The 25,819-nt window shown below is 59.4% G+C and carries 32 protein-coding genes; 17 read left to right on the forward strand and 15 right to left on the reverse strand.

All coding sequences use genetic code 11. From position 1 onward, the window contains the following. Nucleotides 1-26: 26 nt before the first annotated feature. The gene (locus BM174_RS01075) at nucleotides 27-527 is read right to left on the reverse strand and encodes a type III secretion system chaperone family protein (protein WP_093921973.1); all 501 of its coding nucleotides are present in this window, start codon (nucleotides 525-527) and stop codon (nucleotides 27-29) included. 318 nt (nucleotides 528-845) lie between these two features. Further along, nucleotides 846-1,091 (reverse strand): accessory factor UbiK family protein, encoded by a 246-nt coding sequence (locus BM174_RS01080; protein ID WP_093921974.1) that lies wholly within the window; start codon nucleotides 1,089-1,091, stop codon nucleotides 846-848. 96 nt (nucleotides 1,092-1,187) lie between these two features. Here BM174_RS01080 and lgt point away from each other — a divergent pair, with 96 nt between their 5' ends. From lgt to pgeF, 3 genes are read left to right on the forward strand one after another with little or no spacing between them, the layout of a single operon-like run. Beyond that, a complete protein-coding gene (lgt, locus tag BM174_RS01085; protein ID WP_093922236.1) occupies nucleotides 1,188-2,069 on the forward strand; it encodes a prolipoprotein diacylglyceryl transferase in 882 nt (293 codons plus the stop codon). After that, nucleotides 2,069-3,130: a class I SAM-dependent methyltransferase gene (locus BM174_RS01090; protein ID WP_177209381.1), complete on the forward strand. Its 1,062-nt coding sequence runs from the start codon at nucleotides 2,069-2,071 to the stop codon at nucleotides 3,128-3,130. Before lgt ends, BM174_RS01090 begins: the two co-directional genes overlap by 1 nt. Continuing rightward, nucleotides 3,127-3,882: a peptidoglycan editing factor PgeF gene (pgeF, locus tag BM174_RS01095; RefSeq protein WP_093921975.1), complete on the forward strand. Its 756-nt coding sequence runs from the start codon at nucleotides 3,127-3,129 to the stop codon at nucleotides 3,880-3,882. The genes BM174_RS01090 and pgeF overlap by 4 nt, the downstream gene beginning before the upstream one ends. Nucleotides 3,883-3,921: 39 nt before the next feature. On the opposite strand, the gene BM174_RS01100 is transcribed toward pgeF, so the two are convergent. Next, entirely contained in the window at nucleotides 3,922-4,113 is a 192-nt protein-coding gene (locus tag BM174_RS01100) for a hypothetical protein (RefSeq protein WP_093921976.1), read from the reverse strand. Between the two features lie 58 nt (nucleotides 4,114-4,171). Between BM174_RS01100 and BM174_RS20995 the strand changes: the two genes are divergently transcribed. Continuing rightward, on the forward strand, nucleotides 4,172-4,315 hold the full coding sequence (locus tag BM174_RS20995; RefSeq protein ID WP_177209382.1) for a hypothetical protein: 144 nt from the start codon (nucleotides 4,172-4,174) through the stop codon (nucleotides 4,313-4,315). A 308-nt stretch (nucleotides 4,316-4,623) separates the two neighbouring features. After that, a complete protein-coding gene (locus tag BM174_RS01105) occupies nucleotides 4,624-5,412 on the forward strand; it encodes a Hint domain-containing protein (protein ID WP_245766225.1) in 789 nt (262 codons plus the stop codon). Between the two features lie 6 nt (nucleotides 5,413-5,418). On the opposite strand, the gene BM174_RS01110 is transcribed toward BM174_RS01105, so the two are convergent. Next, nucleotides 5,419-5,919, reverse strand: a complete 501-nt coding sequence (locus BM174_RS01110; RefSeq protein WP_093921977.1) for an Lrp/AsnC family transcriptional regulator — start codon at nucleotides 5,917-5,919, stop codon at nucleotides 5,419-5,421. A 245-nt stretch (nucleotides 5,920-6,164) separates the two neighbouring features. Here BM174_RS01110 and trxB point away from each other — a divergent pair, with 245 nt between their 5' ends. Both trxB and BM174_RS01120 read left to right on the forward strand, forming a co-directional pair. Beyond that, the gene (gene trxB / locus BM174_RS01115; protein WP_093921978.1) at nucleotides 6,165-7,169 is read left to right on the forward strand and encodes a thioredoxin-disulfide reductase; all 1,005 of its coding nucleotides are present in this window, start codon (nucleotides 6,165-6,167) and stop codon (nucleotides 7,167-7,169) included. Between the two features lie 144 nt (nucleotides 7,170-7,313). Further along, entirely contained in the window at nucleotides 7,314-9,026 is a 1,713-nt protein-coding gene (locus BM174_RS01120) for a bifunctional sulfate adenylyltransferase/adenylylsulfate kinase (RefSeq protein WP_093921979.1), read from the forward strand. 77 nt (nucleotides 9,027-9,103) lie between these two features. On the opposite strand, the gene BM174_RS01125 is transcribed toward BM174_RS01120, so the two are convergent. The 3 genes from BM174_RS01125 to BM174_RS01135 all read right to left on the reverse strand — a co-directional run bounded on the left by BM174_RS01125 (nucleotide 9,104) and on the right by BM174_RS01135 (nucleotide 10,746). Next, the gene (locus BM174_RS01125) at nucleotides 9,104-9,979 is read right to left on the reverse strand and encodes a PhzF family phenazine biosynthesis protein (RefSeq protein ID WP_245766226.1); all 876 of its coding nucleotides are present in this window, start codon (nucleotides 9,977-9,979) and stop codon (nucleotides 9,104-9,106) included. A gap of 124 nt (nucleotides 9,980-10,103) precedes the next feature. Beyond that, nucleotides 10,104-10,328, reverse strand: a complete 225-nt coding sequence (locus tag BM174_RS01130; RefSeq protein WP_093921981.1) for a DUF1150 family protein — start codon at nucleotides 10,326-10,328, stop codon at nucleotides 10,104-10,106. Between the two features lie 4 nt (nucleotides 10,329-10,332). Continuing rightward, a complete protein-coding gene (locus BM174_RS01135) occupies nucleotides 10,333-10,746 on the reverse strand; it encodes an Hsp20 family protein (RefSeq protein WP_093921982.1) in 414 nt (137 codons plus the stop codon). Between the two features lie 164 nt (nucleotides 10,747-10,910). Between BM174_RS01135 and BM174_RS01140 the strand changes: the two genes are divergently transcribed. The 3 genes from BM174_RS01140 to BM174_RS01150 all read left to right on the forward strand — a co-directional run bounded on the left by BM174_RS01140 (nucleotide 10,911) and on the right by BM174_RS01150 (nucleotide 12,790). Next, a complete protein-coding gene (locus BM174_RS01140; protein ID WP_093921983.1) occupies nucleotides 10,911-11,135 on the forward strand; it encodes a YdcH family protein in 225 nt (74 codons plus the stop codon). Nucleotides 11,136-11,241: 106 nt separating this feature from the next. Further along, the gene (gene purE, locus BM174_RS01145; RefSeq protein WP_177209383.1) at nucleotides 11,242-11,730 is read left to right on the forward strand and encodes a 5-(carboxyamino)imidazole ribonucleotide mutase; all 489 of its coding nucleotides are present in this window, start codon (nucleotides 11,242-11,244) and stop codon (nucleotides 11,728-11,730) included. Then, nucleotides 11,723-12,790: a 5-(carboxyamino)imidazole ribonucleotide synthase gene (locus tag BM174_RS01150; RefSeq protein WP_093921984.1), complete on the forward strand. Its 1,068-nt coding sequence runs from the start codon at nucleotides 11,723-11,725 to the stop codon at nucleotides 12,788-12,790. Before purE ends, BM174_RS01150 begins: the two co-directional genes overlap by 8 nt. A gap of 15 nt (nucleotides 12,791-12,805) precedes the next feature. Here the strand turns inward: BM174_RS01150 and BM174_RS01155 are convergent, their stop codons facing one another. Both BM174_RS01155 and BM174_RS01160 read right to left on the reverse strand, forming a co-directional pair. Further along, on the reverse strand, nucleotides 12,806-13,948 hold the full coding sequence (locus BM174_RS01155) for an alpha-D-ribose 1-methylphosphonate 5-triphosphate diphosphatase (RefSeq protein ID WP_093921985.1): 1,143 nt from the start codon (nucleotides 13,946-13,948) through the stop codon (nucleotides 12,806-12,808). A 4-nt stretch (nucleotides 13,949-13,952) separates the two neighbouring features. Further along, on the reverse strand, nucleotides 13,953-14,747 hold the full coding sequence (locus BM174_RS01160) for an alpha/beta hydrolase (protein WP_245766227.1): 795 nt from the start codon (nucleotides 14,745-14,747) through the stop codon (nucleotides 13,953-13,955). A gap of 87 nt (nucleotides 14,748-14,834) precedes the next feature. Between BM174_RS01160 and BM174_RS01165 the strand changes: the two genes are divergently transcribed. Next, nucleotides 14,835-15,290, forward strand: coding sequence for an NUDIX domain-containing protein (locus tag BM174_RS01165; RefSeq protein ID WP_093921987.1), 456 nt, complete (start codon nucleotides 14,835-14,837; stop codon nucleotides 15,288-15,290). Here BM174_RS01165 and BM174_RS01170 read toward each other — a convergent pair. The 4 genes from BM174_RS01170 to BM174_RS01185 all read right to left on the reverse strand — a co-directional run bounded on the left by BM174_RS01170 (nucleotide 15,256) and on the right by BM174_RS01185 (nucleotide 19,215). Then, nucleotides 15,256-16,104: a DMT family transporter gene (locus BM174_RS01170; RefSeq protein WP_093921988.1), complete on the reverse strand. Its 849-nt coding sequence runs from the start codon at nucleotides 16,102-16,104 to the stop codon at nucleotides 15,256-15,258. The genes BM174_RS01165 and BM174_RS01170 overlap by 35 nt on opposite strands. Nucleotides 16,105-16,253: 149 nt before the next feature. After that, nucleotides 16,254-17,894 carry a chaperonin GroEL gene (groL, locus tag BM174_RS01175; protein WP_093921989.1) on the reverse strand — a complete coding sequence of 547 codons (1,641 nt, stop codon included), beginning with the start codon at nucleotides 17,892-17,894 and terminating at the stop codon, nucleotides 16,254-16,256. A gap of 68 nt (nucleotides 17,895-17,962) precedes the next feature. Beyond that, entirely contained in the window at nucleotides 17,963-18,250 is a 288-nt protein-coding gene (gene groES / locus BM174_RS01180; RefSeq protein WP_093921990.1) for a co-chaperone GroES, read from the reverse strand. A gap of 287 nt (nucleotides 18,251-18,537) precedes the next feature. After that, nucleotides 18,538-19,215 (reverse strand): DUF2161 domain-containing phosphodiesterase, encoded by a 678-nt coding sequence (locus BM174_RS01185; RefSeq protein ID WP_093921991.1) that lies wholly within the window; start codon nucleotides 19,213-19,215, stop codon nucleotides 18,538-18,540. A gap of 155 nt (nucleotides 19,216-19,370) precedes the next feature. Between BM174_RS01185 and BM174_RS01190 the strand changes: the two genes are divergently transcribed. The 6 genes from BM174_RS01190 to BM174_RS01215 all read left to right on the forward strand — a co-directional run bounded on the left by BM174_RS01190 (nucleotide 19,371) and on the right by BM174_RS01215 (nucleotide 24,355). Further along, nucleotides 19,371-20,291, forward strand: a complete 921-nt coding sequence (locus BM174_RS01190; RefSeq protein WP_093921992.1) for a manganese-dependent inorganic pyrophosphatase — start codon at nucleotides 19,371-19,373, stop codon at nucleotides 20,289-20,291. 160 nt (nucleotides 20,292-20,451) lie between these two features. Then, the gene (locus BM174_RS01195; protein ID WP_093921993.1) at nucleotides 20,452-21,324 is read left to right on the forward strand and encodes a TIGR01459 family HAD-type hydrolase; all 873 of its coding nucleotides are present in this window, start codon (nucleotides 20,452-20,454) and stop codon (nucleotides 21,322-21,324) included. A gap of 91 nt (nucleotides 21,325-21,415) precedes the next feature. Next, on the forward strand, nucleotides 21,416-21,859 hold the full coding sequence (locus BM174_RS01200) for a MaoC family dehydratase (RefSeq protein ID WP_093921994.1): 444 nt from the start codon (nucleotides 21,416-21,418) through the stop codon (nucleotides 21,857-21,859). Between the two features lie 80 nt (nucleotides 21,860-21,939). After that, entirely contained in the window at nucleotides 21,940-22,872 is a 933-nt protein-coding gene (locus tag BM174_RS01205; RefSeq protein WP_093921995.1) for a bifunctional riboflavin kinase/FAD synthetase, read from the forward strand. Continuing rightward, nucleotides 22,869-23,321, forward strand: coding sequence for a YcgN family cysteine cluster protein (locus BM174_RS01210; RefSeq protein ID WP_093921996.1), 453 nt, complete (start codon nucleotides 22,869-22,871; stop codon nucleotides 23,319-23,321). Before BM174_RS01205 ends, BM174_RS01210 begins: the two co-directional genes overlap by 4 nt. Then, complete coding sequence (locus BM174_RS01215; protein ID WP_093921997.1) at nucleotides 23,321-24,355, forward strand: threonine aldolase family protein; 1,035 nt, start codon at nucleotides 23,321-23,323, stop codon at nucleotides 24,353-24,355. The genes BM174_RS01210 and BM174_RS01215 overlap by 1 nt, the downstream gene beginning before the upstream one ends. A 45-nt stretch (nucleotides 24,356-24,400) precedes the next feature. Here BM174_RS01215 and BM174_RS01220 read toward each other — a convergent pair whose 3' ends face one another. After that, nucleotides 24,401-25,204, reverse strand: a complete 804-nt coding sequence (locus BM174_RS01220) for an alpha/beta fold hydrolase (RefSeq protein WP_245766228.1) — start codon at nucleotides 25,202-25,204, stop codon at nucleotides 24,401-24,403. After that, complete coding sequence (locus BM174_RS01225; RefSeq protein ID WP_093921999.1) at nucleotides 25,201-25,797, reverse strand: 2-hydroxychromene-2-carboxylate isomerase; 597 nt, start codon at nucleotides 25,795-25,797, stop codon at nucleotides 25,201-25,203. Before BM174_RS01225 ends, BM174_RS01220 begins: the two co-directional genes overlap by 4 nt. Nucleotides 25,798-25,819 lie beyond the last annotated feature (22 nt).

Raw genomic sequence — 25,819 nt, forward strand, 5'->3', positions numbered from 1 at the left:
CCCCGAAATGCGTGTTCGGGAGAGTGTTACGCGCGCCCGTAAGCCTCTGCAATGGCGACTTGGATCGCTTCGGTGGGGGTTCTGTCGCCCCAAATCAGCAATTGCAGTGCCGGATAATAGCGCTCTGCATTCATCACGGCGGCGCTGATCATCGTGTCGATCTGCTCGGGCGAGGCAACCTGCCCGCCCGTCAGCACCAGCCCGTAGCGATAGACCATCAGCTTTTGTTCTGCCCAGAACGTGAAACCACCCGCCCAGCACTGGTCGTTCACTTCGTTCAGCAAAGCGTAAAGATCAGGCAGCTTCTCAGCCGGCGGTTCCATCTCGAATGTGGCGATCAGGCGCAGCGTTTCGTCATAGGCCGACCATGCCAGTGTGATGGAATAGGTGCGCCACTGGCCTTGCACAGCCATGGCGATTTGTTCGTCTGAAATGCGGTCAAAGTCCCAGTCGTGGTGCGCTGCGATGTTTTCCACAATGTCGATGGGGTGAATGTCGTCCTCAAGGTACTGCTCGCTCAGGGCCATTTTCGCCACCTCTTGTTGTCTGTCCGGATCTGGCGCTCGCGCGCTTGACCTAGATGCCTGCACAATAAGCCGTGGGGCGACCCACCGCCTATACAAGATATGGTGATACCTAAGGGTGCCGTCTGGCAACCCCTTTTCTGGGGATAACATCAATTGGTGGGGGATAACTGCAATATCTTGTGGGTAAATCCACAAATCACTCAAAGTCTTGAGCGTTTAACCCGCCGATATGCGGGCGGACCGATAAAATGTCCAATGTTGAACGGGGGGCCTACCGAAAGCAGGCACCCCCAAAAGTTTGTCTCAGATCGGCTGCATTCAGCTCTTCTTGGCGTCCAGGGCGTCTAGTCGCGCTTTGAGCGCTTCGTTCTCTTCGCGGGCCTTCTGGGCCATGGCGCGCACGGCGTCAAATTCCTCGCGGGTGACAAAGTCGCGGTCGGCCAGCCAACGGTCCAGCATGCCTTTAAAGGCGGTTTCGGCCTCGCCCTTGGCGCCCTGCGCCACACCCATGGCATTGGTCATCATCTGGCTGATATCGTCGAAAAACTTGTTGCGCGTCTGCATGGCGAACCTCTCGTTTATGTGATTGTCCCCTATATGGGGAGTGTACACCCTGCCCGCAAGGTTGACATCGGCTGCGCGACACGCTCAATCGGGGCCATGATAGCCATGCTCCCATTCCCCGATATCGCCCCCGAGATTTTCACCATCTCGCTTTTTGGTTTGTCGTTTTCGCTGCGCTGGTATGCGCTGGCCTATATCGTCGGCATCTTGCTGGGCTGGCGCCTTGTGGTGCAAGCCACGCGCACCCCGCGTTTGTGGAAAAACGATACGCCTGTGATGACACCTGCGCGTGTCGAGGACTTGCTGTTCTGGGTGATCCTCGGCGTCATTCTGGGTGGAAGGCTTGGCTATGTCCTGTTTTACCAAACCGCATTTTATCTCGAAAACCCCGCCCGTATCCTGCAAATTTGGGAAGGCGGGATGTCGTTCCACGGGGGCGCTTTAGGTGTGATCATCGCGGGCATCGCCTTTACGCGCCGCCATAAGATCCCGATGATCTCGACCGGTGACATGGTCTGTTTGGGCCTTGCGCCGGGGTTGTTTCTGGGGCGGCTGGCCAACTTCATTAACGCCGAGCTTTGGGGCCGGCCAACTGACCTGCCTTGGGGCGTCGCCTTCCCGACCGAGGCCGCGCAGTTCTGCCCTGAAATCGCAGGCATTTGCGCACGTCACCCCTCGCAGCTCTATGAGGCGCTGCTCGAAGGTTTGGTGCTGGGTGGGCTGTTGGTTTGGATGGCGTGGCAGCGCGGGGCGCTGAAACACGAAGGTTTGATCGGTGGCACGTTCCTAGCCGGATATGGGCTTGCTCGCTTTGTTGTCGAGTTTGTGCGCCAGCCTGACGCCCAGTTTGTCAGCGATGGCAATCCGCTGGGTCTGGCATGGCATATCGGCGGCTACGGCCTGACCATGGGGCAGATGTTAAGCCTGCCAATGATCGCGGTCGGGTTGTTTCTCATCATTCGGTCACGTCGCCACTGATGCGTCTGCGCGACCACTTGATTGCCCGAATTGCTGCCGACGGCCCAATGCGGCTGGATGAATATATGTCGGTTTGCTTGCTGCACCCCGAGTACGGCTACTATACGACGCGCCAGCCCTTTGGCCGCGCGGGCGATTTTACGACCGCCCCCGAGATCAGCCAGATGTTCGGCGAATTGATCGGGCTTTGCCTGGCGCAAGACTGGCTGTCTAAAGGCGCCCCTGCGCCCTTCACCTTGGCCGAGCTTGGCCCGGGCCGTGGCACTCTGATGGCCGATGCGTTGCGCGCCTGTACCGCCGTCCCCGGCTTTCTTGATGCTGCCCAGATCGTGCTCGTGGAAGCCTCCCCCGCGTTGCGAGCCGAACAACGCGCAACGCTGGCAGGCCATGCGGTGTCGTGGGTCGACACCACGGACGCCCTGCCCGACCAACCGCTCTTTGCCATCGCCAATGAGTTCTTCGACGCATTGCCGATCCGCCAGTTTATCCGGGACGGGGCACAGTGGCGCGAACGGCAGGTTGGCCTGCAAGAGGACAGGCTGGCTTTCGGCCTTGGGCCCTCTTTGCCGCAGCCAAGCTTTGAGGCGCGGTTGGCGGATACCAAAGACGGCGACATGATCGAGGTCAGCAGTGCGCTTGGCCCCGCGGTGAGCGGGCTTGCGGACCGCATTGCCGGTTTCGGTGGCGCAGCCCTGATCATCGATTACGGCAGCTGGCGCAGCTTGGGGAATACGTTTCAGGCGATTGAACAGCATGAGAAGGTCGATCCGCTTGCCGCTCCCGGACGCGCCGATCTGACCGCCCATGTGGACTTTGAAGCACTGGCGCAGGCCGCCGAACCTTGCGCACACAGCGCACTTACTCCGCAAGGGGTCTTTCTCGAACGCTTGGGCATCACCCAACGTGCGCGCAAACTTGCCGCAACACTCAACGAAGATGCTTTAACCAACCACATTTCTGCACATCGACGGTTGACGCACCCCGAAGAAATGGGAACGCTGTTCAAAGTAATTGCGCTGTACCAAAATGGCGCCTTGCCCCCACCCGGATTAGAGCCATGACGCTTGAAATTTTGACATCTGACGCGCTGACCCCTTTGCGCCACGGCTTTTTTACCCGCAGGGGGGGCGCCTCGTCGGGGGTCTTTGCAGGGCTGAACTGTGGGCAGGGCAGCTCGGACCAGAGCGAGATCGTGACAATCAACCGCGGCCGCGTGGCTGAAGCGATGGGCGTGCCCGCCGATCACCTGATCGGGGTGCATCAAATACACTCGACCAATGTGATCACCGTCGACGCGCCGCTGCCGAAAAAGCCGCGTGCCGATGCGATGGTGACAAAGACAGAAGGGCTGGCGCTGTCTGTGCTGACAGCCGATTGCCAGCCTGTCCTGTTTGCCGATGCCAAGGCGGGCGTGATCGGCGCGGCCCATGCCGGATGGCGCGGCGCGCTCGATGGCGTGCTTGAGGCCACCATCGACGCGATGGAGGCGTTGGGTGCAGCGCGTGTCGATATCGCCGCCGTTATCGGCCCGTCGATCAGTCAGCGCGTCTATGAGGTCGGCCCCGAGTTTCTCGATGCCTTCTTGGCCGAAGATGCGGCTAATTCGCGCTTCTTTGCGCAAGGCCGTGGCGACAAGCTGCAATTTGACTTGCCCAGCTTTGGCCTGAGCAGATTGCGTGCAGCAGGCGTAGGCTTTGCCGAGTGGACCGGTCACTGCACCTATTCCGATGCGGCGCGATTCTATTCCTACCGCCGTACCACCCACGCCAAGGAAGCGGACTACGGTCGGCTGATTGCAACGATCACCCTTTGATCGCGGCGAGATTGGGGCAAGCTTCGCCGTGAGGTCGCCTTAAATCTGCGGTGCTGGATTGGAAACAATCCCCTCAAAACCCCACAATTGGATACGCTGAACGGCACGTTGCCCAATAAAATAGGGACTTTGCGCAATTGTGGCAGGGTCACCACAAATTGCCTCAAATTCACCGACGATTTTCTTCTCTTTTCTGTCAAATGCCAGAAACCGGCCCGATTGCTCCGTCATATTCAGTCTCAAGCAAGGGCAGCGGCCCAACAACAAACAGCAAACTGAGGACAGAGACATGAAAACCAACAAGCGCTTCATCAAGAGCATCGTAGACACCGCCGCCAAGGACACCACAGTGATGCCTTGGGCCCGTGGGAGCCGCCGCGCCGCGTTCATCGCGAAACGCAACGCAGCGCCGGTAGTTCGCAAGTCCGCCTAAGCTGGACCAGCCGACAACGCGACACTCCCAAGATTTTCCCCGCCTTGGCCCCCCGCACGTTGATTCGCGCGGGGGGCCATTTTTTCTTGCGGGAATGTGGCGGTAATCCGCGAATTGCGGAAACAAAAAGGCAAATTTCGATCAAATTGACGCGAACAAGGCAGTTAATGTTCAGGATACTTTGACAATTCACCTGAGACGTGGCGATTTAGGGTCAGATCACAACACGTAAATGACCAACCAGCGTTATTTCCGATGTTGTCGGTGGGGGCCGACACGGATGTGACAAACCAGTTAAAGGTTATCGCATGACTTCAATTGCTGCTCAGGCGCCCCGAGGCGCCACATCTGGCGCCAATAGCGGGCGGGGCTTCAGCCTCACTGCGTCCGGCACATCCCCGGAACCCGTCCGCGCCGCCGCGCCGGTGCCGATGCGGAGCTACGAGGTCGTCGCCCTGCGCAAGGACGGCTCGCTTTATATCGGGCAGGACCGTGCGCCCGCTGTGCCGCTGCTGGAAAAGGCGTTTTCGGCCTTTGCCCGCGGCACGCTGATCCAGACCGTGGACGGCCCCGTAGCTGTCGAAGACCTGCAGCCCGGCGATATGATCAATACCTCGACGGGCGAGCCTGCTAAGTTAATTTGGGTCGGGTCCAGCAGCTTTGTGCCCGCCGATGTGGGCCGCACCACGCCACTGCTGCGCATTATGACCGATAGTTTCGGCCAAGGCCGCCCCAGCACTTTCCTCACCGTTGGGCCAAGCGCGCGCATCCTGCACACCCCGCACCATCTGCGCGGCGACAATGACGGGACCAAACTGCTGACACCGGTGCGCGAATTTATCGACGGCGTGAATGTGATCGAGGTGACGCCCCCGACTCCGGTGCGCCTGTTCCACATCTGCCTGACCCGCCACGCAGCCATCAATGCGGGCGGCGTCGAAATGGAGACCTTCCATCCCGGCGCCAACGCCACCCGCGATGTGCCCCACAGCATCCGCGACCGTTTCCTGTCGCTGTTTCCACAGATCGGCCATGTCACGGACTTCGGGCCACTGGCCCATCCGCGCGCGCCCGAGCAGGAGCAAGACGCTTTTTAAAGTCTGTTAAGGCGCTGTTTCCAGACGCTTTTCCAGCACATCAAATGGCACGCCCGGCTCATCCTTCGCGCCACGGATCACGAGGCTGGTCTTGACGCTGGCCACATTGGGGGTGGTCAACAGCTCGCCGGTTAGAAAGCTTTGAAAGCTCGACAGATCAGGCGCCACGCATTTCAGCACGAAATCCACCTCGCCGTTGAGCATGTGGCATTCGCGAACCAAGGACCAGGCACGGCATTTCTGCTCGAAGGCGCTCAGATCGACCTCGGCCTGACTGGCCAGACCGACCATCGCAAACACCTGCACCTCGAACCCCAATTCGCGCGGGTCGACGTCGGCGTGATAGCCACGGATATAGCCTTGCTCTTCGAGCGTGCGAACCCGGCGCAGGCAGGGTGGTGCTGAAATTCCCACCCGCTTTGCAAGCTCGACGTTGGTCATCCGACCGTCTGCCTGCAATTCGGCCAGAATTTTCCGATCAATCGGATCAAGCCGTGTACCCGCCATAATGCCCCCTTGGAATTTGCGATTGTTATAACAGCGACGGTGGCGGGCGCAATAATCTTTCGCCACACAGCAAGAATTCGGCGCCCAGCCTGATCGGTCCGCGATTGCAGCCGCCTTTGTCCCGCATAATCCGCAGGGCCGCGCCGCAATAGCCTTGTTGGCGATCAATGGGAAGTAGGGGTTTAAGGTCGCGAAAGGAGGGGCTATATCGTGCGGGCTTATAATTTGATCATCAGGGGGCTGACATGGCCGAGACGCGAAAGACCAAGGTTCTGATCATTGGCTCCGGCCCTGCAGGATATACCGCTGGTGTCTATGCCAGCCGTGCGATGCTAGAGCCGATCCTCGTGCAGGGCATCGAGCCCGGCGGCCAGTTGACCACCACCACGGAGGTCGAAAACTGGCCCGGCGATACCGAGGTGCAAGGCCCCGATCTGATGGTGCGGATGCAAGACCACGCCAAAGCGATGGGCACCGAAATCATTGGTGACATTATCACCGATCTCGACCTGTCGAGCCGACCGTTTCACGCCAAGGGCGACAGTGGCACGACTTATATCGCTGATGCGGTCATCCTTGCGACAGGGGCGCGGGCAAAGTGGCTCGGACTAGAGAGCGAAGAAAAGTTCAAAGGCTTCGGCGTTTCGGCCTGTGCCACCTGCGATGGTTTCTTTTATCGCAACCAAGAGATTGTGGTTGTGGGGGGTGGCAATACCGCTGTGGAAGAAGCGCTGTTCCTGACTAATTTTGCCTCCAAAGTGACGCTGGTGCACCGCCGTGGTGAATTGCGCGCCGAGAAAATCCTCATTGACCGCCTTATGAAGAACCCCAAAATCACGCCGCTGTGGTTCCATGCCCTTGAAGAGGTTTACGGCACCGATGCACCGCTTGGCGTCGAAGGCATCAAGGTCAAGCATGTTGAGACCGGCGAGATTACCGATATCCCCGCCAAGGGCGTGTTTGTCGCCATCGGCCATGCGCCTGCCAACGAATTGGTGAAGGACGTGCTCGAAACCCATATGGGCGGCTATGTCGTCACCAAACCAGACAGCACCGAAACATCGATCCCCGGCGTATTTGCGGCCGGTGACCTGACGGACCACAAATACCGACAAGCTGTGACCTCTGCGGGCATGGGTTGCATGGCCGCGCTGGAGGCAGAGCGGTTTTTGGCCGAAGTTGGTGACGACGCAGGTAATGACACCTCATTGCCTTTGGGCTATGGTGCCGAAATTAAAGAAACTGTTTAATACAAAGCGGCCCTTCGGGGCCGTTTTCGCTTCAAACGACCCCATTACTCCGTGCCAGACGCGGAAAAGCTTGATTTCCATCGGTTGCAAGGGTTAGGACCCGCGCAGCCACCCAATTGATTTATAAAAGATGTGAGTTGCTCAATGCAGACGCCCAACCTTGCTCCTATTCCAGAACTTTATGTTTCCCACGACTCCGCGCAAAAGCTGCGGGTCGAGGCCGGCAACTTGGTAAGCCACGATCTGACACCGCGCCAGATCTGCGACCTTGAGTTGCTGATGAACGGCGGGTTTAACCCTCTCAAAGGGTTCCTGAGCGAAGCAGATTACAACGGCGTCGTTGAGAACATGCGTCTGGCCGATGGCGCACTGTGGCCAATGCCGATCAACCTCGATGTCAGCCCGGAGTTCGCTGAAAAGCTGGAGCTGGGTCAGGACATCGCTTTGCGTGACCAAGAGGGCGTGATCCTCGCCACCATGACGGTCACCGACCGTTGGACGCCAAACAAGGCTCTGGAGGCCGAGAAGGTCTTTGGCGCAGATGACGATGCCCATCCGGCGGTCAATTACCTGCACAATCAGGCCGGTTCTATCTATCTTGGTGGTCCCGTCACCGGCATCCAGCAACCCGTGCACTATGATTTCCGCGCCCGCCGCGACACGCCCAACGAATTGCGTGCCTATTTCCGCAAGATGGGCTGGCGCAAGGTTGTAGCTTTCCAGACCCGCAACCCGCTGCACCGCGCACACCAAGAGCTTACCTTCCGCGCCGCGCGCGAAGCACAAGCCAACCTGCTGATCCATCCGGTTGTCGGCCTGACCAAACCCGGCGATGTCGATCACTTCACCCGCGTGCGTTGCTATGAGGCGGTTCTGGACAAGTATCCGGCAGCCACCACCGCGATGTCCCTGCTGAACCTTGCCATGCGCATGGCAGGCCCCCGCGAAGCAGTTTGGCACGGTCTGATCCGCAAAAACCACGGCTGCACACACTTTATCGTTGGCCGCGACCACGCAGGCCCCGGCAATAACTCCAAAGGCGAAGATTTTTACGGCCCCTATGATGCGCAGGACCTGTTCCGCACGCATCAAGAAGAAATGGGCATCGAAATGGTCGACTTCAAACACATGGTCTGGGTGCAGGAACGCGCCCAATACGAAGCCATGGACGAGATCAAAGACAAAGACGATGTCACGATTCTCAACATCTCGGGCACCGAACTGCGTCGTCGTCTGCAAGAAGGCTTGGAGATCCCCGAATGGTTCTCCTTCCCCGAGGTCGTCAAGGAACTGCGCCGCACCAAGCCGCCGCGCTCCAATCAGGGTTTCACTGTTTTCTTCACCGGCTTTTCGGGTTCGGGCAAGTCGACCATCGCCAATGCTTTGATGGTCAAATTGATGGAGATGGGCGGCCGTCCTGTGACGCTGCTTGATGGCGATATCGTGCGCAAAAACCTGTCGTCCGAGCTTGGCTTCTCCAAGGAGCACCGCGATCTGAACATCCGTCGTATCGGTTATGTGGCCTCCGAGATCACCAAGAACGGCGGCATCGCAATTTGTGCGCCTATCGCGCCTTATGCAACCACCCGTCGTGCCGTGCGCGAGGATGTTGAAGCCTTTGGTGCCTTCGTGGAAGTGCACGTCGCCACAAGCTTGGAAGAATGCGAGCGGCGCGACCGCAAGGGTCTCTACAAGCTCGCGCGCGAAGGCAAAATCAAGGAATTCACTGGCATTTCTGACCCTTACGATGTGCCCGCCAACCCCGAACTGTCGATTGAGACGGAAAGCGTCGATGTCGACAACTGCGCGCATCAGGTGTTGCTAAAGCTGGAGAGCATGGGCCTGATCAGAGCCTAAGCCGGAAGCCACCAGTGGAAAACAAAGAAGACGCAGCCTTTCGGGGCTGCGTTTTTTGTTGTGCGACTGGTTGGGTCCTAGTCGGGGAAAAGCACGCTTCCCGACATCAGCACAGCGCCCTGCCCCGCAACTTTAACCCCAGTGATCGCATCGCGCGGACCGAGCACCTCAACCTGCGCCTGACCGGGCCGTCCCATCAGATGGCCCTGCTCTGCAATAAAGGCGGGCGATGTGATCAATCCCTGCGCCCAGAGATAACCCGCCATCGCGCCCGTCGCGGATCCGGTAAACGGATCTTCTGCGGGGCTGGGCGGAGCGAGCAACAAACGGGCTGAGGTATCTCCCGCTTCGGTAAAACCGGACAGCGTGACCCAAAACGGCTCCATCATATCGCTGGCAGAGGTGCCAAGATGGGCCATGTAGGCCGCAAGCCCCGCCTGATCGAGCTTCGCTCGTGCCAGCGCGGCAGGGTCGCGCAGAACTGTGATGCAGAACGGCAGTCCGGTGGAGACGATCTGCGGCGTGCCCAGGATGTCTTCGGCCTGCAATCCGCCCACGGCGGCAACAATTTCGGCGGGCACCTGCGCGCCAAAAACCGGCGCATTTTGAAACAGGGTGATCCGACCGCCGTCGATTTCTGCCTGTATCACGCCGGCGCCCGTCTCAAAGCTCACGGGGCCATCCCCAAGCCAGCCGCGATGGCGCAAAGCGGCGAGTGTGGCGATACTCGGATGACCGGCAAAAGGAATTTCGCGGCTGGCCAGAAAGTATCTGATCCGCAAATCCGCGCAGTCCGATGGACCGGTAAAGGTGCATTCTACGAGGGATGTTTCGCGCACATAGGCCATGCAGGTCGACGCATCCAGCACCGCACCACCATGTACCACGGCACAGCCATTGCCGCCGAACGGCACATCGGTAAAGGCATCCACCCAATCAAATTCCAGCTTCAATTGATCGCCTCCCAAATCTACAGCCCTGCACGAGCCGATGCGAAAAGCAAAAGGCCGCAGGATATCCTGCGGCCTTGACATATGTTGTCAAGCGTCGGGGCGCTTTGCCCGATTGCGGCGTGGATTAGTGTACCATCACCGGCGCATAGTCATGCTCGCGGGCCAGTGAAAATGCCAGCTTACGGTCGCCGACCAGCGCGATCTGCTGGCCTTCGGAATCGTGCACTGCATAAATCTGCTCCAATCCTTCGGCTTGCTCGCGCACTTCGCGGGGCAAATCGCTGACGGCAATGGATTTCACATATACTGTGCGGTCTGTGGCTGAGGTATTGGTCTCGATGTCCTGCATAGTCCTAGCCTTTCTTTATTTTTATCGTTTGAATGACGGTCTCGGGTTTGGCGCGGGTCAGGTCTACGTGTAGCAAACCGTTCTCCATCTTGGCCTCACCTACTTCGACACCGTCAGCCAGAACGAACGACCGTTGAAACTGCCGCGCGGCGATACCGCGATGGAGAAACACACGCTCACCGCTGTCTTCGGCCTGTCTGCCTCGGATCACCAGCTGTCTATCTTCAACTGTTATCGACAGATCTTGTTCCGAAAAGCCTGCAACGGCCAACGTAATACGGTAACTGAAATCGGATGTTTGTTCGATGTTGAACGGCGGGTAGCCTTCATTGCCCCCTTTGGCACTGCGTTCCAGCACCCGTTCGAGTTGCTCAAATCCCAGCATATGGGGATATGATGCCAGCGTCATTTTCGTCATGCGACACGTCCTCACTTCTTAAGCGACAGTCATTTGAGGGTCCCGTAACCGGCAACCCAGATAGATCAAATATGGGGAGAGCATTCGCAGAGCGCAAGGGCTATGCTGATCGTGCCGGTCCTTCTATATTGAAGGACCAAAGACCTGACGGAATCATCTGTAATATGAATGCCCCTGCCGATCTATCCATGAAAAACGAGGATGTTTTGCGTGTCGAGCTGGAGGTTTTCCGCAGCGAACACCGCGATCTTGATACCGCAATTCACGCAATGGTAGAGCGAGGCACCTCTGACCAGCTGATGTTGCAGCGCCTGAAAAAGCGCAAACTGTGGCTCAAGGATACCATCGCGCGGATCGAAGACCGCCTGACCCCGGATATCATCGCCTGAAGCGCCTGCCCGCCTGCCGGATTCACCCCCATCATCGCGCATTGCCTCGGACCGGCACATGGCTATAGTGCGCGCTTCTTTACGCGACCAAAGGGACAGTGCTTTTATGACCACCCCACCTGTCGGCATCATCATGGGGTCCCAATCCGATTGGGAAACCATGAAACAGGCAGCCACGCTGCTGGACGAGCTGGAAATCGGCTATGAGACACGCATCGTCTCGGCGCACCGGACGCCGGACCGGCTGTGGGAGTATGGCAAGACGGCTGTCGGGCGCGGGTTACAGGTGATTATCGCAGGCGCTGGCGGGGCCGCGCATTTACCCGGCATGATGGCGTCAAAAACCCGCGTACCGGTGATCGGTGTGCCCGTGCAGACCCGGGCTTTGTCGGGTGTCGATTCGCTCTATTCCATTCTGCAGATGCCGCGCGGCTATCCGGTGGCGACCATGGCAATCGGTGCGGCGGGTGCCGCCAATGGCGCATTGATGGCCGCAGGTATCCTTGCCCTGCAAGACCCCGCACTGGCGGCACGGCTGGATAAGTGGCGCGACGATCTGACCGCGTCGATCCCCGAGGAGCCAAGTGATGACTGATCCGCTCGCCACCGGCGCCACCATTGGTATTCTTGGCGGCGGCCAATTAGGCCGAATGCTGTCGGTCGCGGCTGCACGGCTGGGCTTTACCTGCCACATCTTTGAGCCAGGCATCGCCCCGCCCGCCGCACAGGTCGCTAACAGGCTGACCACTGCCGCCTATGACGACACTGCCGCCTTGACCGCCTTTGCGCGCGATTGCGACGTGGTGACTTTCGAGTTCGAAAACATCCCCACCGAAGCGCTGGATGTGATTGAGGCGATCACCCCGATCCGCCCCGGCCGCGAAGCGCTGCGCATCTCGCAGGATCGACTTACCGAGAAAAACTTCCTGCAAGAGCTTGGTCTCAAGGTTGCGCCCTTTGCCGATGTGCCCGACGCCGAGGCGCTGGCCCGCGCTGTGCGCGACATTGGCATCCCGTCGATCCTGAAAACCCGCCGCTTTGGATATGATGGCAAGGGTCAGGTCCGGCTGAGCAGCGAGAGCGACGTCGCCACCGCGCTGGACGGCCTTGCCGGTGCGCCCGCTGTGCTCGAAGGGTTTGTGGAATTCAGCCACGAGGTCTCGGTTATCGCGGCGCGTGGCCCGACGGGCGAAGTCGCCTGTTTTGATCCCGGTGAAAACGTGCACCGCGACGGGATTTTGCACAGCACCACGGTGCCCGCCCGTTTGAGCGCCTCACAGCGCACCGATGCCGTGTTGATTGCCGCCAAAATCCTGAATGCGCTCGATTATATCGGTGTGTTGGGGGTTGAGCTTTTCGTCACGCCGCAAGGGCTTATCGTTAACGAGATCGCGCCGCGTGTGCATAACTCAGGCCATTGGACCCAGAACGGTTGCAGCATTGACCAGTTCGAGCAGCATATCCGCGCTGTTGCCGGTTGGCCGCTGGGCGACGGGTCGCGCTATGCCGATGTGGTGATGGAAAATCTGATCGGTGCCGACATGGACAAGGTGCCGCATATCGCTCGCGAAAAAGATGCCAGCCTGCATCTCTACGGCAAAGCCGAGACCAAAGCGGGCCGCAAAATGGGCCATGTGAACCGGATCACCCGCTGATCCGGTCGTCGCGTTCTAGCCGAAAAACCGCTCGGCAACCTCACCGTTCATAAACGAGACGCGGCCCGCCACAAAGGTGGCCGCGACCCGTTTGCTTTGCGCGTCCAGCACCACCAGATCGGCGCGCTTGCCGGTGCGTAATATACCACGGTCGGTCAGCCCCAGCACTTTGGCCGGACCTTCGGACACCAGCCGCCACGCGCCAGCAAGATCGGCGACCCCGGTTTCGGCCAGCATCAAAGCGGCACGGCGCGGCGACGGATAGTGATAGTCCGAGGCCAGCGCATCACACATCCCCATCGAAATCAGATCCAGCGCCGAGACGTTGCTTTTGTGCGAGCCCCCGCGCACCACATTGGGAGACCCCATTACCACCGTATCACCCGCATCATGGGCGGCCTCGCCTGCCTCCAAAGTCTCGGGAAATTCGGCAATATCAACGCCCCGCGCGCGCCACTGCAGGCGCCGCTCGGCAGTGTGATCGTCGTGGCTGCCCATCCGCACGCCTGCCTTGGCCAGCCGCGCACAGAGCCAGTCCAGCGCATCGGGCACCTCGCCTCGTGCGGCATAGAGCTGGTTCATCAGGGTCAGATGCGCCTCAGGGCTGCGCCCCGCTTTCAACGCTTGGCCTATCAGATTTTTTGGCGCTTCGCCCGCCGCGAGCCGCGCGTAAGGCAGATGGTCATTGAACACGACATAGCTGATGCCCCAATTCGCCAGCCGTTCGGGAAGATCGGCATAATGATCGAGCAGATGGGTCTCGAACCGCAAATGCGGGCGGATGTCGCTGACCAGACGCGGCGCGGTATCGCGGATCGCGTCAAATACGGTCTCGGCAAACTCGAACCCGCGCAGTCCCCCCTCCCAACTGACAAATTGCGCAAGCAGCGCCGTGGTGATCCCGTTGGCGCCCAGTTCGCCGTCGACCGCGACCAATCCCTCATTTGCCTGCTTCATTGCCCCGCGACGCGGTGCCAGATGCCGTTCGAACCCGTCACCGTGCAAATCAACGATCCCCGGCAGCACCAGAAAACCGCTCAGGTCCACCGCGCGGCCCACCGGATCTTCGACAATCTCGCCTTGGGCAAAGGAAAGCCGTTCGCGTCGCAGACCTTCAGGGCGCAGGACATCGGCCCCCGCCAAATCAAAATCGGGCATCGGTTTACTCCTTGGCCGGACCGCAGCTGCCAACCGGACATCCGAGGCTTTCCAGCACCCCGTCCAGCCATGTCATCGACCGGTCAAACCGGCCCGTGTTCAAAAACGACATCGTTTCCGCAATGACGCGCGGATTGTTCATCATGAATGTATGGGTCACCGGCAGCACGATATGGTCGGCCATTCCTTCTACGCGGGTCGAGGCGACGGAAACCTTGCCATCGTCCGCCCCCGGTAGCAGCGACGAGAAATACGGGTTAAGCGATTGCGACCCTGCGATTACCCCGAGACTGAAGCTCACCGGCGGCAATCGCCGAGGCACCGAAGCGGCCCCCGTGCCCATCTGCAACCCGGCAGGGCCGTTCAGCCAGTCAAATGCAGGCATCGAGCTTAGTTCGTCCACTACTTCGCTGCCGTGGTTTGGCGGGCTCAGCATCACCACGCGCCCGACCTGCGCCGCGCCGTTTTCAACAACCCATTGGCGCACCAGAATGCCGCCCATCGAGTGGGTCACAAAATCAACCTTTGGCGTACCGCATTGCGCCACCGCATCGGGCACCGTACGTGAGGCCAGCACCTGCACTTCGGCCTCGGTGGAGGCATAGCCGGGCCGCACCACGCGGTAGCCATCGGCGGCGAGTGCCGCTTCCATCAGCGCAAAGGAGGTTTCGGTGCGGGCAAGCCCGTGCAGCAGCACCACACAGCGCTGGCTGGCCGTGCGCGCAGCCGGACCCGTATCTTTCTTGACGCCCTGCGCCTGCGCGACGAGGGCGGATACCAGCAGTACAGCAAGGAGCATCGCGGATTTCCACATGGCCTAGCAGATAGACTGATTTGGCGGTCTGTGAAATGCTGCATCTGCAATGACCCTACGAAAGGATAGATGATGCGCATAAATTCGCCCCGACTGGCCGTGCGTGCGGTGCTGATCCACGAGGGGCGTTTGTTAATGGTCAATGCCTATCCTGATGGCCAATCCTCGTTGATCTGCGCGCCCGGTGGCGGGGTGGAGCTTGGGGCATCCCTGCCCGACAACCTGCGTCGTGAAGTGCATGAAGAAACCGGCCTAGAGATCGCGGTCGGTGCGCCCTGTCTGGTGAACGAATTTCACGATCCCGAGCGCGGATTTCATCAGGTCGATGTCTATTTCCGCTGCCACTTAGAGGGCAGCGCCGAGGTAGATCCAAACTGGCAAGATACCGAGAATATCGTGACCGAGCGGCACTGGCTGACCGAGACAGAGCTGGCGCATACATGGCACAAGCCCGACAGCTTGCGCGCGGTGGCTTTTGGGCCGCAAGGTAGTGTCAGCTATGACCCGCTGGAGTTGATCTTGCGCTGACCGCCCAGCCGATGCCGCCGACAACCAACGAGGCGGCGACTAATACCGACAGGCCGATATCCTCGCCCAGTAATACCGCCCCCGCGACAATCGCAATAACTGGTACGCCAAGCTGGACGACTGCCGCTGTCGGGCCACTCATCTTCGGCAGGATGCTATACCACAGCGCATAGCCCAACCCCGAGGTCAGCCCGCCACAAAGCAGCGCGAGCGCAATTCCCGTGACCGAAAACTCCAGTGCCGGCCCGACCAACAGAATTAGCAATATCGGCAGACACAAAAGAAAATTTGCGGCGGTGGCGGCAAGCGGATCGACTGAGCCGCGCCCGATGATTGTATAGGCGGCCCAGCCCAGCCCTGCGGCAATCATCAGCGCCGCGCCAACCGGATCGGCGCTGCCCTCAGGTCCGGGCCAAAGCGCCACCAAAAGCCCCGCAAAGGCGATCACCGCGCCGGTGACCTGCTGGCGGCGCGGCGCGGCGCCGCGCATTGCGCCATGAACGAACATCGTGATCTGCACGACCCCGAACAGGATCAGCGCACCCAACCCCGCATCCAGCGTGAGATAGGCCAGCGAAAATCCGATCATATAAACTGCAAGGCTGAACGCCCCACCCAGTCGATTGCGCCTGAGCAGGGGCAGCCCGCCGCCGCGCACCGAGATGAGCATCGCCAGCACCACAGCCCCCGACAACACCCGCACCAGCGCAAAACCCGACGGGTCGATGTGCCCGCCTTCAATCGCCAAGCGCGTGAGGATGGAGTTGGCCGCAAAGGCCGTCATGGTGAGGAATGTTAAAAGTGCGAGACGCATAAATCCGCAATACTGCGCTGGCCCGCCCCTGCCAAGCCGCAACGCCAAAGTGCACAAGTAATTTGGCTGCGTTCAAACGAAACAAGGGGCCCACAACGGGGCCCCTTGCTCTGTCGGTAAGACAGGATGTGTAGGAGGCGAAAGGCCTCTTACATCATGCCGCCCATGCCGCCCATGTCGGGCATACCGCCGCCGCCGCCGCCGTCTTTCGACGGTTTGTCAGCAACCATAGCTTCGGTTGTGATCAGCAGGCCTGCGATGGATGCAGCGTCTTGCAGTGCGGTGCGCACAACTTTAGCCGGATCGATTACGCCGAACTTGAACATGTCGCCATATTCTTCGGTCTGGGCGTTAAAGCCGAACTTCAGGTCGTCGCTTTCGCGGATCTTGCCGGCAACAACCGAACCGTCCACGCCAGCGTTTTCAGCGATCTGACGCAGCGGTGCTTCCAGTGCTTTGCGCACGATGGCAATACCGACGTTCTGATCGTTGTTGTCGCCTTTGAGGCCTTCAAGCTTCTTGCCTGCCTGAACCAGAGCAACACCACCGCCAACGACGATACCTTCCTGAACAGCGGCACGTGTCGCGTTCAGTGCATCGTCAACGCGGTCTTTGCGCTCTTTCACTTCAACTTCGGTCATGCCGCCGACGCGGATAACAGCAACACCGCCTGCCAGCTTGGCAACACGTTCCTGCAGCTTTTCACGGTCGTAGTCAGAAGTGGTTTCTTCGATCTGGTTACGGATCTGGGCAACGCGTGCTTCGATCTCGGCTTTCTCGCCGGCACCATCAATGACGGTTGTCTCGTCTTTGGTGATGGTAACTTTCTTGGCCGAACCGAGCATGTCCATTGTCACGGACTCAAGCTTCATGCCCAGATCTTCGGAGATCACCTGACCGCCTGTGAGGATCGCGAGGTCTTGCAGCATTGCCTTGCGACGATCGCCAAAACCAGGTGCTTTAACAGCAGCAATCTTCAGACCGCCACGCAGTTTGTTCACAACCAGTGTCGCAAGCGCTTCGCCTTCAACATCTTCGGCAATGATCAAAAGTGGCTTCTGCGACTGGATCACCTGCTCGAGCAGTGGCACCATTGGCTGCAGCGACGAAAGTTTCTTTTCGTGCAGCAGGATGATGACGTCTTCCAGCTCGACAGTCATCTTGTCGGAGTTGGTGACGAAGTAGGGGCTCAGGTAGCCACGGTCGAACTGCATGCCTTCGACGACAACAGTTTCTGTTTCCAGACCCTTGTTCTCTTCAACGGTGATCACGCCTTCGTTCCCGACTTTTTGCATCGCATCAGCAATCTGACGACCGATTTCTTTTTCGCCGTTGGCGGAAATCGTGCCGACCTGTGCAACTTCGTCGCTGTCGGATACGTCACGAGCAGCAGCTTTGATCGCTGCAACGACTGTGGCTGTGGCCAGATCGATACCGCGCTTCAAATCCATCGGGTTCATGCCAGCGGCAACCGATTTCATGCCTTCCTGAACGATGGCCTGAGCCAGAACCGTTGCAGTTGTTGTACCGTCACCGGCTTCGTCGTTGGTCCGGGAAGCAACTTCCTTGACCATCTGTGCGCCCATGTTTTCGAACTTGTCTTCCAGTTCGATTTCTTTCGCCACGGACACGCCGTCCTTGGTGATGCGCGGTGCGCCGAAAGATTTGTCCAGAACCACGTTACGGCCTTTTGGGCCCAGCGTGACTTTAACCGCGTTTGCAAGGATGTTTACACCCTTAAGCATTTTGTTGCGGGCATCGGTGTCAAATTTGACGTCCTTAGCAGCCATGTGTATTCTCCAATATTAATTTGATGTCAGCGTCTCTTGGGTCGGGCAGAGCCCGGCATTTCCTGCGTTCAGGAAATGATCCCCATGATGTCGCTTTCTTTCATCATCAGCAGTTCTTCGCCGTCGAGTGTGACCTCGGTGCCGGACCATTTGCCGAACAGGATTTTGTCACCGGCTTTAACAGCCATTTCGATCAGCTCGCCACTGTCCTTGCGGGCGCCTTCGCCACAAGCAACAACTTCACCCTCGGAGGGCTTTTCTTTGGCGGAATCGGGGATGATCAGACCACCCTTGGTCTTTTCTTCGCTTTCTGTGCGACGAACCAACACGCGGTCGTGAAGTGGTTTCAATGCCATCTTTGCAGCTCCTTAAGGCTCAAAGTTATTCTCTCAGCCAGCCCCTCCGGTTGAGAGGCGTGGCCGTTAGCACTCAAGCTACTCGAGTGCTAACGACGCATAGGTAGGCAGGCTGCACCAATGTGTCAACGGGGGAGTTTGGCAAATTTTACGCTGGGCCAAACGCCGCGCAGCAGCGCCCCTCGTGACATACTCCAACCCCAGCAACCGTGTCACTACAACCCCAGCAACCCGTGTCATTGTGCCTGATAATATCGCGCGTCTGGGTTCTGGGCACTAGCTTACCACTACCCGCCCAGTACCCGCCCGCTGGTCGCCACCGCCTCGGCCCCCGCCGTTGTCAGCCCGTAAACGCCGGTCTCAACCTTCTCGAACCACCCATAATGATTCTCCCGCATCATCCGTGTGGCGGCCGTCACCCCCGCTTCGCGCGCGACATCAGCACCCTTGCTCGCACCAACCTCGAACAAGAACACCGCACATTTCAGCGCATCCTGACGATAGGCCGTGACGAGCCCTGCCCGCGTCTGTCCGCCATCATTCGGATCGCCCTGTCGCCGCGCAAATTCGCGCAGCAGGCGTTGTTGGCGTTTGGCCGACTTGCGCGGCGCGTATGGCCCCGGATCGCAATGCACCTCAACCAGCCCATCGCTGAGCCGGACGGTAATCACCCCCAAGCCCAGACGCCGCGCCAGTGCCACATTGCCCTTCAACGCCTTGGCAAACCTCTTCCCCGGTTGCCGTGCGACAGCCATATAAATATCATCGCTGACGGCCAGACGGGCAACGCACTGGTGAAACAAGGTCAGCGAAAAGCCCAGCTTCAACTCGACCACAACTGGCGGTTCGGCACCGCGCACCGCCACCACATCAGCCGCTCCGACCTCGGCCTTCACGACGTATCCCTGATCCTCAAGGGACATCTTGATGGGCAGATATAGATCGGTTTCGCGGGGCTGATTCATCTGTGGCAAGCTATCAGTAATCCCGCATCGAAGAGAAGGCCCCACCCGCGCCCCGGCGCTTTATGCCGCAGTGCAGCATTACAAGTGGTGACAAGCCCCGCGACCCCGCCTATAAGGCCGCAAACCCTAATCATCCGATCCGAAGGACATTTATTATGACAACGCTCGTATTTGGCCACAAATCCCCTGACACCGACAGCACCGGCAGCCCGATCATCTGGGCGTGGTACCTGAACGAGGTCAAGAACACGCCTGCTAAACCCGTGTTGCTGGGCGAGCCGAATACTGAAGCGCTTTTCGTGATCGACCACTGGAACCTCGATAAACCCGAGATCCTGACCACCCTCGAGGCCGATACCAAGGTGGTCATCGTCGACACCAACAACCCAGCCGAATTGCCCGACAATATCAATGAGGCCGACATCACCGGCATCATCGACCACCACCGGCTTGTCGCAGGCTTGGAAACACGCGGGCCGATCGAGATCAACATTCAACCGCTGGCCTGCACCGCGACCATCATGGTCAAAATGATCGGCGACGACTGGGCGAACGCACCGCGCGGCATCAAGGGCGCGGCGCTGTCGTGCATCCTCTCCGACACGCTGGAATTCCGCAGCCCGACCACCACCGACGAAGACCGCAACGTCGCGCAGGCGCTGGCTGATGATCTGGGTGTCGATATCAGCGCATTGGCCGGGGATATGTTCGCCGCCAAATCCGATGTCTCCGCCTTCTCCGAAGCGGAATTGCTGCGCATGGACAGCAAGGAGTTCGATCTTAACGGCACGCAACTGCGCGTCTCGGTCCTTGAGACCACCTCGCCCGACCAGATCCTGTCGCGCAAGGATGCGTTGATCGCCGCCATGCCCGCTGTGGCCGAAGAAGATGGCGCTGCGCAGGTTTTGTTGTTTGTCGTCGATATTTTGAACGAAGAAGCTACGCTTTTGGTGCCAAATGACATGGTTAAGCACCTCGCGCTGCAAAGCTTTGGCGCGACCGCCGAGGGCGATACTGTTGTCCTGCCGGGCATCATGAGCCGCAAAAAGCAGATCATCCCTAACCTTAAAATGTGATCTGCGGCCCATTCGCGGCACTCTGAAATTTGCACTAAGGCCTCCGCAACGCGGGGGCCTTAGTTTTTTGCGCACCTTGAAAAGCCATGCACATGCCGCAGGTTCCATCCGCAGCCCTGATCGCATATGCCAAAGCCAACCCAACTACCGGAGCCCCTCCATGAGCCGCATCATCACCGCCCTGTCCGAGATCTCTGCCGATTATGACGCCCTTTTTGTCGATCTCTGGGGCTGCGTTCATAACGGCGTCACTGCCCTGCCCGCCGCAGTCGCGGCGCTTCAGGAGTATCGCGCAAAGGGAGGCGTTGTGGTCTTGGTCACAAACTCGCCGCGCCCCCGCGCTGGCGTTGAAAAACAGCTCGACCATTTCGGCGTGCCGGATGACGCATGGGACAGTATCGCGACATCGGGAGATTCGGCCCGTTCGGCAATGTTCAACGGTGTCGTCGGCACCCGCGTCTGGCACATCGGCCAACCCGGCGAAGAGAAGTTTTTCGAGCCGCTCGCGATTATCGACAACCCTGTTGAAATGACTCGCGTGCCGCTTCAGGCCGCCGAAGGCATTGTCTGTACCGGCCCGGCCGACCCGATGGCCGACCCTGAAATCATGCGCCCACAATTCGAAGAAGCACAGGCACGCGGGCTGAAACTGCTCTGCGCCAACCCCGATATCGTGGTGGACCGTGGTGACGTACGTGAATGGTGTGCTGGTGCGCTGGCAAAGCTTTACACCGAAATGGGCGGCACCAGCCTCTATTTCGGCAAGCCCCATGCGCCAATTTACGATCTAGCGCGGCGGCGGCTCGCAAAGGTCTCAAAAGACGCGCCGACGATGCGGATATTGGCGATCGGCGATGGCATTCACACGGATATTTCCGGCGCGATTGGTGCAGGCATTGATTCCCTGTTCATTTCGGGCGGGCTCGCCGCAGCAGAAACCAAGACTGTCACCCAGCCTGACGCCGAAGCCCTTAGCGCCTATCTGGATCGCGAAGAGATGATGCCAACCTATGCGATAGGACACCTTCGTTGAGCATATTTTTCCTTGATTTTTCTGCACCTGCAAAGTAATAAAGTTTCCAAGCGCGATCCAAAATCGCCACTTTATTGCTTGAAGGTGACACATGTTGGACAATCTGCCCCGCGGTACAATCTGTATTGAAGACATCGAAATCGGTATGACCCGCTATTTGCGTAAAGTTGTGACCGATGAAGATATCGAAATGTTTGCGCAGATCTCGACTGACCGCAATCCGGTGCATCTGGATGATGATTATGCGCGCGACACCATTTTTGAAGGGCGCATCGCCCATGGCATGCTGACCGCTGGCTTGATCTCGGCCGTGATCGGCGAGCAGCTTCCCGGCCATGGCACCGTCTATCTTGGCCAATCGCTCAAATTTCTCGCCCCCGTGCGCCCCGGCGATATGGTCTATGCCGAGGTAAAGGTGACGGATATCGAGTTTTCGAAACGCCGCGTGAAGATGGATTGCCACTGTGCAGTGGACGGCAAAAAGGTGCTGGTTGGCGAAGCCACAGTGCTTGCCCCGTCCCGCAAGTTCGACTGAACCGCGCCACACTCCTTTGAATTGCCGCGATGCGGCTGACCCCGCTTGCCACCGCCGCGTGGCACGGCTAGGCAAGGCGCATGCGGATCATTCAAGATTATCAAGATGTGAATGAAGCGGATCGCGGTGCCAGCGCCGCGATTGGCAATTTTGACGGCGTGCACAAGGGCCACCGCTCGGTGATCGAGCTTGCGCGGCAGGCAGCCCCTGATGCGCCGCTGGGCGTTGTCACCTTCGAGCCGCATCCGCGCGAATTTTTCGCCCCCGACGCTCCGCCGTTTCGTCTGATGGGCCGCGACGCCCGTGCGCACCGTTTGGAGAAGCTCGGCGTCGAGCGGCTGTATGAGTTAAGCTTTAACGCCGCCCTCGCCAGCCTGACACCGCAAGAATTTGCCCGCGACGTACTGCACCTTGGACTGGGCCTGTCGCATGTGGTGGTCGGCGCTGATTTCTGCTTTGGCAAAGGCCGCGCGGGCAATGCCCGAGATCTGGTGGCATTCGGCGCGGAATACGGCTTTGGCGTCACCATCGCGCCGCTGATGGCCACCGATGATAAAACCGTTTCCTCTACCGCGATCCGCGAGGCCCTGACGGCGGGCGAGCCCAAGATCGCGGCCGATATGTTGGGCCACTGGCACCGCATCGAAGGTCCGGTGATCACCGGCGAACAGCGCGGGCGCGAATTGGGCTATCCGACTGCGAATATGTCGATTGACGGGCTGCATCCTCCGAAACACGGGGTTTACGCTGTGTTGATCGACGTGCTCGAAGGGCCGCATAAAGGCAGCTACCAAGGAGCCGCGAGCCTTGGGGTGCGCCCGATGTTTGGCGAAAATCGCGCCAATCTCGAGACGTTTATTTTTGATTTTCAAGGTGACCTCTACGGCACGCCTCTTTCGGTCGGCCTCGTCGCCTATTTGCGGGGCGAAGAAAAGTTTGACAGTCTTGACGCGCTCATAACCCAGATGGATGCCGACTGCGCCCGCGCGCGGCAGATACTGGCCGCATCATGAGCGATCTGCGCCCGAAGTTCTGGGAGAAAGTCCCGCTCAAAGAGATGACTACGCCCGAATGGGAGGCGCTCTGTGACGGGTGTGGCAAGTGTTGCCTGAACAAGCTGGAAGATGAGGACAGCGGCGAGGTTGCTCTAACCCGCGTGGCTTGTCGTTTGCTCGACGATGCCACCTGCCGCTGCGTGCATTACGAAAACCGCCACCAGTTCGTCCCCGACTGCATCGTCCTGCGCCCCGACAATCTGGACACGCACGCCTATTGGATGCCGCAGACCTGTGCTTACCGCCTGCTGTGGCAGGGCAAGCCGCTTTACGACTGGCACCCGCTGATCAGCGGCACGCAGCAGTCGGTGCATGACGCTAATATCTCTGTGCAATTTGACACCGTTTCAGAATTTGACACCCCGTTCGAGGAATGGGAAGACCACATCATCGAGGAGCCCACCTGATGTTTTTTGCCTCTGACAATGCAGGCCCCGTGCATCCGCAAATCATGGATCGCCTGAGCGCGGCCAATGCCGATTACGCAATGCCCTACGGCAAAGATCCGATCATGGACGAGGTCCGCGACAGCATCCGTACCGCTTTCGAGGCGCCGGAGGCGGCAGTCTATCTGGTGGCGACCGGCACGGCAGCCAATGTGCTGGCGCTGGCCTGCTATACCCAGCCGTGGCAGACGATTTTCTGCGCCAAGCCCGCCCACATCAACGAAGACGAATGCAATGCGCCGGAGTTTTATAGTGGTGCTGCCAAGCTGACGGTCATCGACACTGACGACAAGATGACCCCCGCCGCCCTGCGTGCCGCAATTGAAAAGCAAACGCCGGGGAACGTGCATGGCGCCCAACGCGGGCCCGTGTCGATCACCCAGGTGACCGAGCGCGGATCGGTGCATTCGCTCGAAGAATTGCACGCCCTGACCGCCGTGGCCAAGGAGTTTGACCTGCCCGTGCATCTTGATGGTGCGCGTTTTGCCAATGCGATGGTGGCGCTTGGCTGTACCGCAGCGGAGATGACGTGGAAATCCGGCGTCGATGTGGTTAGCTTTGGCGGCACCAAGAACGGCTGCATGGGCGTTGAAGCCGTGGTGTTTTTCGATCCCGCCAAGGCTTGGGAATTTGAGCTGCGCCGCAAACGCGGGGCACATCTTTTCTCCAAGCATCGCTTTTTGTCGGCACAGATGGCCGGATATATGCAGGACGATCTGTGGATCACCTCGGCCGAGCAGGCCAATGCCAACGCAGCCTATCTGGCCGAGGGGTTGCGCAAGGCCGGCGCCGAATTTCTGCACGAACCGCAGGCCAATATGATCTTTGCCCGCTGGCCCCGCGCCGTGCACCGCAAGATGCATGAGGCTGGTGCGAAATATTACCTTTGGAATGGTCCGCTGGATGGCGACGAGAACGAGTTGGTCGCCGCGCGCCTGGTTTGTGACTGGTCAGCGTCCCGTGAAGGCATCGACGCCTTCCTGTCGCACTTCTAAGCTTTTTCACTTTGGCGGGGACGGTGGATAACACCGCCGCGCCCGTCAGCTGCGCGCCAGCAATCCGGCGATGGCTTCTGCAACCTCTTGCGGGTGAGTGATCGGCCCCATGTGCCCCGCACCTTCGATCACGACCTCAGCCGCATTTGGCAAGCGGCGGGCGAGCCCTTTGTTGGTTTCTTTCACAACTGAGAGCGTATCCTCGCCGCGCATCACGAGCGCCGGTATCGCACAGCCTTCCAACACCCCCTCGGCCAGCAAACCTGCGCTATCGCGGAATAGAAAATCCTGCGTCGCGGGCACGACGGGTATCGCGCGGATCATCGCAGCGCGGGAGCGTTCGGGCAGGTTGGCCCATGCAGGGCCATCCGACCACATCCTGTTGAACCGCCGCGCCGCTTCCTCACGATCACCGCTTTCATAAGCGTCGTAGAAATCAGCGGCCTGGGCCTCATGTTCCACCATGCTTTCTGGCGCATCGGCTTGTGCGATCGAAAACAACACCGGCTCGAACAGCGTCAGGCTGCGTACCCTGTCGGGATGTTCTACCGCCAGCCGCACGGCCACCGCAGCGCCGAAGGAATGGCCCATCACGTCCATCGGTGCGTCGTCCATCGTCTCTAGCGCTGTACAATACACAGTGTCGCTAAAGTCGCTGACTTCGTCCCAATCAGGGCTTCTACCATTGCTGGGCATGTCGGGTGCGATCAGGGTAAGCTGATCGTCCAGTGCGCGCGCCACACCGCCCCATGCGCCGCCATGGGCAAGGTTGCAGTGCAGCGCCATAGCGCGACGCGGTCCCTGCCCCATGGTCGAGATATGGGGCGTGAAGCCCTGTTGTGGCCTCACAGCTTGCCCGCCAGATACAGATCGACATCCTCGATCTTGTCTTGGCCCCAAAACTTCTGATCCCCGATAATGTAGAAAGGCGCACCAAAGACACCGGCCTCGATCGCCTGCTCAAGATTGCGGGCATAGGTCTCGGCCCCGACCAGCATACCGCTGTCCGCAAGGCTCGGGTCAAAGCCCGCTTCGGTCAGACAGGCGCGAACCACATCGTCTTGAGCAATATCGGCTTCTTCAACCCAAACCTTGCGGGTGATCACTTGGGCGAGCTTGCCCAGATCACCGCCGCCCGCATTCTGCGCAGCGATAAAGGCATAGGCTGCAGGTGCGCCATTGGTCGGCCAGTGGGCGGGCTTGAGATTGAACGGCATGTCCAGCTTTTTAGCTTCGCGCACCAGCGCCTGTGCGCGGTATTCGATGCGACTGATGTGGCGATCTTTTGGCGGGGTGCCGCCCGTGCGCCCGAAAGCGGTGATAAGATCGAAAGGTTTATAATTGATCGTAGCGCCATGTTTTTCGGCTACCGCCTCCAGCCGCTCACCTGCGAGATAGCAATACGGGGACAAAGTTGCGAAATAGTAATCGATCTGGGTCATCAGGCTCTCCATAGCTTTGCGG

The sequence above is a fragment of the Sulfitobacter brevis genome, from assembly GCF_900112755.1.
Lineage (GTDB): Bacteria > Pseudomonadota > Alphaproteobacteria > Rhodobacterales > Rhodobacteraceae > Sulfitobacter > Sulfitobacter brevis.